Source organism: Clostridium tanneri (assembly GCF_033659955.1).
GTDB lineage: Bacteria > Bacillota > Clostridia > Clostridiales > Clostridiaceae > Clostridium_AM > Clostridium_AM tanneri.
Window position 1 is genome coordinate 1 of sequence record NZ_JARUJP010000057.1, and the last position, 2512, is coordinate 2512.

Below are 2512 nucleotides of genomic sequence, written 5' to 3' on the forward strand. Positions count from 1 at the left end.
CCGAGATATTATTGGAGATTACACAATTGCCATCAACGAGATAATTCATAAACCCATCCTTATGGTTAAGTGCATATTCCATTGCTTTGCCAATCTTAGATTTAGGTAAACAGTTAGATCTTACTGAATCAACCCATGACCAAAAGGCATCAAGAATCGGCTTTTCCGTTTCAAGACGCTTGGACTTTCTTTCCTCCGGCGAGAGGTTTGTCAGCGATTTCTCTATCTCAAAGAGTTTATTGCAGAACTCAAGTCCCTTTGCGGGGAGAGTAGCTTCAGGGCTGCTGATGTCCTTTGGAATGGCTTCTACGAAGTACCGTCTTAGATGCGCCCAGCAGAAGCATCTGGTTATTCCCGGGACTTTATTGTAGCCACTGTATGCATCCGTATGTAGAAATCCCTTGAAACCTTTCAAGAACTTTTGAGGACAGTCACCACTTCGTGAAGGTTGATAGTCAAAGAGCCGTATAGGCTTCTTGCTCCCTGCATAGGTGCTGTAAACCCACATATAGGAATCCGATGAGTTTTTCCTACCAGGCTCCATCAAAACTTGGACAGGTGTCTCATCAGCATGCAGATAATTTTCTTCTATCAGCTTTTGGTGCATCAAATTGGTAAGGGGTTTCAGCCAATTTTCCGAAGCAACCATAATCCAGTTTGCCATAGTTGCACGACTAAGCTTCACACCTAAAGATTCCCATTCCTTCTCCTGACGATATAGAGGAAGAGCATTCACAAACTTCTGATACATAATGTGTGCAACTGTAGATGGCGAAGCCATGGAGTGCTGCACTACAGGGTAGGGCATAGGTGATTTCTCTATATATGGTAAACCAGCCTTACGGCATTTTCGACATTCATAAGATTCCCTATAATAATCGATAACACGAATCTTGGCAGGAATAAACTCAATCTCAGTTCTAATGAACTCCTTGCCGATGCTAACAAGCTCTGTTCCACATTTCTCGCAAAAACGTTCATCCTCAGCAAGGGCACATAGCATCGTATCATGAGGAAGATCCTTCAAAAGTTCTGCTCGCTGTCCTTTGAACTTCTTACGTCTGTAATTTGATACATCCTGTAAGTTTGGTTCTGGGGCAGATGGATTACTTTCTACTTCAACTTCATTAAAAAGAGACATCTGACCTGTAACAACTGATGTTTTCTCACTGCTTCTTCCAAATAATTTACGGGTCAGAAATTCAACTGTCTCATGTAGGGTTTTATTCTCATGTTCCAGCTGCTCAATACGTTTTTCGAGTTTTGTTATCTGTTCTTCCGTATACATAATCGACAGTTCCTTTACTGATTTTATTTACCTATATTATACCATAAAATCAGAATTTTCGCATCAATAAAAGCTCGAAGAGCCGCATATTTCCAGACTTTTTTGCCCTTAAATAGCAGTTTGTATATCTACCTTTTTTACAGCCTTAGGTTGATTTATGGAGAGACCTTCTAAGAGCCACCGAAACTCCTGAGGCGTGATAGATTTGACTGCCTCAGCATCCTTTGGCCATTGAAAGTAGCCAGTTTCTAAACGCTTATATAGAAGTACAAACCCATCACCTTCCCAATAAAGTGCTTTCATTCGATCCCGTTTTCGACCGCAGAATAGGAACAGGCTGTTCTGGAAAGGATTCAACTCAAAGTTTTGCTGTACAATTGCAGCCAGTCCATCAATCGACTTTCTCATATCAGTATAACCTGTTGCGATGTATATTTTTTCTGCCTTTGAAATGTCACCTAGCATTTTGTAGTACCCTTATAGTATTTTCAATTAAGCTAGCTGAAGCACTGTTGTGAATTTCGAGCACTGCAGATCCTAAGCGGATAATAATATCAGCCTGGTCTGTTTCTGAAGAAACATAGGCTACGTCTATAGAAGTGGAAGTTGATAACTTAGATGTGTCTAAGGGAACTATTTGTTCCTGAGAGTTTATAGAGGGAAGCGCCTTACAGGCAGCAGTGCGAATTTTTCTTAACCAATAGTAGTAACTATTAGTCCTAATGTTATTGTTTCTGCACCAAGAAGATATATTTTCTCCACTACTGCGACATTCTCGTATAATTTTAATCCATTGGTTCATTCTATACTCTTGAGTTGCTTTTTGAGTATCCATCTAAAACCTCCTTTTAAAGTTTTTCAAGTAAACTTTAAAAACTTTAAAACTTATTTTAGAAGATTATCTCACACTTTTTAAACGCTTTCCATCCACTTTCTTATTAGCCGCTTACTATTCTTCGATTAAATCTCCACCAAAACTTCTTTTAACAGCTTTAAGAATTTCAAATATTATCTTCTTATAGTTTCTTGTTTTAAGTACTCTATTACTAAACGATGCAATAAATTTTTCTCTAGGTACAGTAAATTCTTTCATTATATTCTTAACTTCCTCAAAATTAAGTTCATCTTTCTCATTAAATATTTTCAAACATTCTTATTGTATGCATTCTCCAAGTCGCCTGCACTACCATTGCAAGTGATAACATAAGTCAACTTTATATCGTT

The 2512-nt window shown here is 38.4% G+C and carries 4 protein-coding genes; all 4 read right to left on the reverse strand.

What is annotated here, in order from left to right; all coding sequences use genetic code 11:
• Nucleotides 1–1288 (reverse strand): IS66 family transposase (gene tnpC / locus P8V03_RS18790; protein WP_318799344.1); only part of this gene is annotated, 1288 nt, incomplete at its 3' end.
• 108 nt (nt 1289–1396) lie between these two features.
• A complete protein-coding gene (gene tnpB, locus P8V03_RS18795) occupies nt 1397–1753 on the reverse strand; it encodes an IS66 family insertion sequence element accessory protein TnpB (protein ID WP_261672168.1) in 357 nt (118 codons plus the stop codon).
• Nucleotides 1743–2123 carry an IS66 family insertion sequence element accessory protein TnpA gene (gene tnpA, locus P8V03_RS18800; RefSeq protein WP_318799345.1) on the reverse strand — a complete coding sequence of 127 codons (381 nt, stop codon included), beginning with the start codon at nt 2121–2123 and terminating at the stop codon, nt 1743–1745. Before tnpA ends, tnpB begins: the two co-directional genes overlap by 11 nt.
• Before the next feature lie 114 nt (nt 2124–2237).
• A complete protein-coding gene (locus tag P8V03_RS18805) occupies nt 2238–2381 on the reverse strand; it encodes a hypothetical protein (protein ID WP_318799346.1) in 144 nt (47 codons plus the stop codon).
• Nucleotides 2382–2512 lie beyond the last annotated feature (131 nt).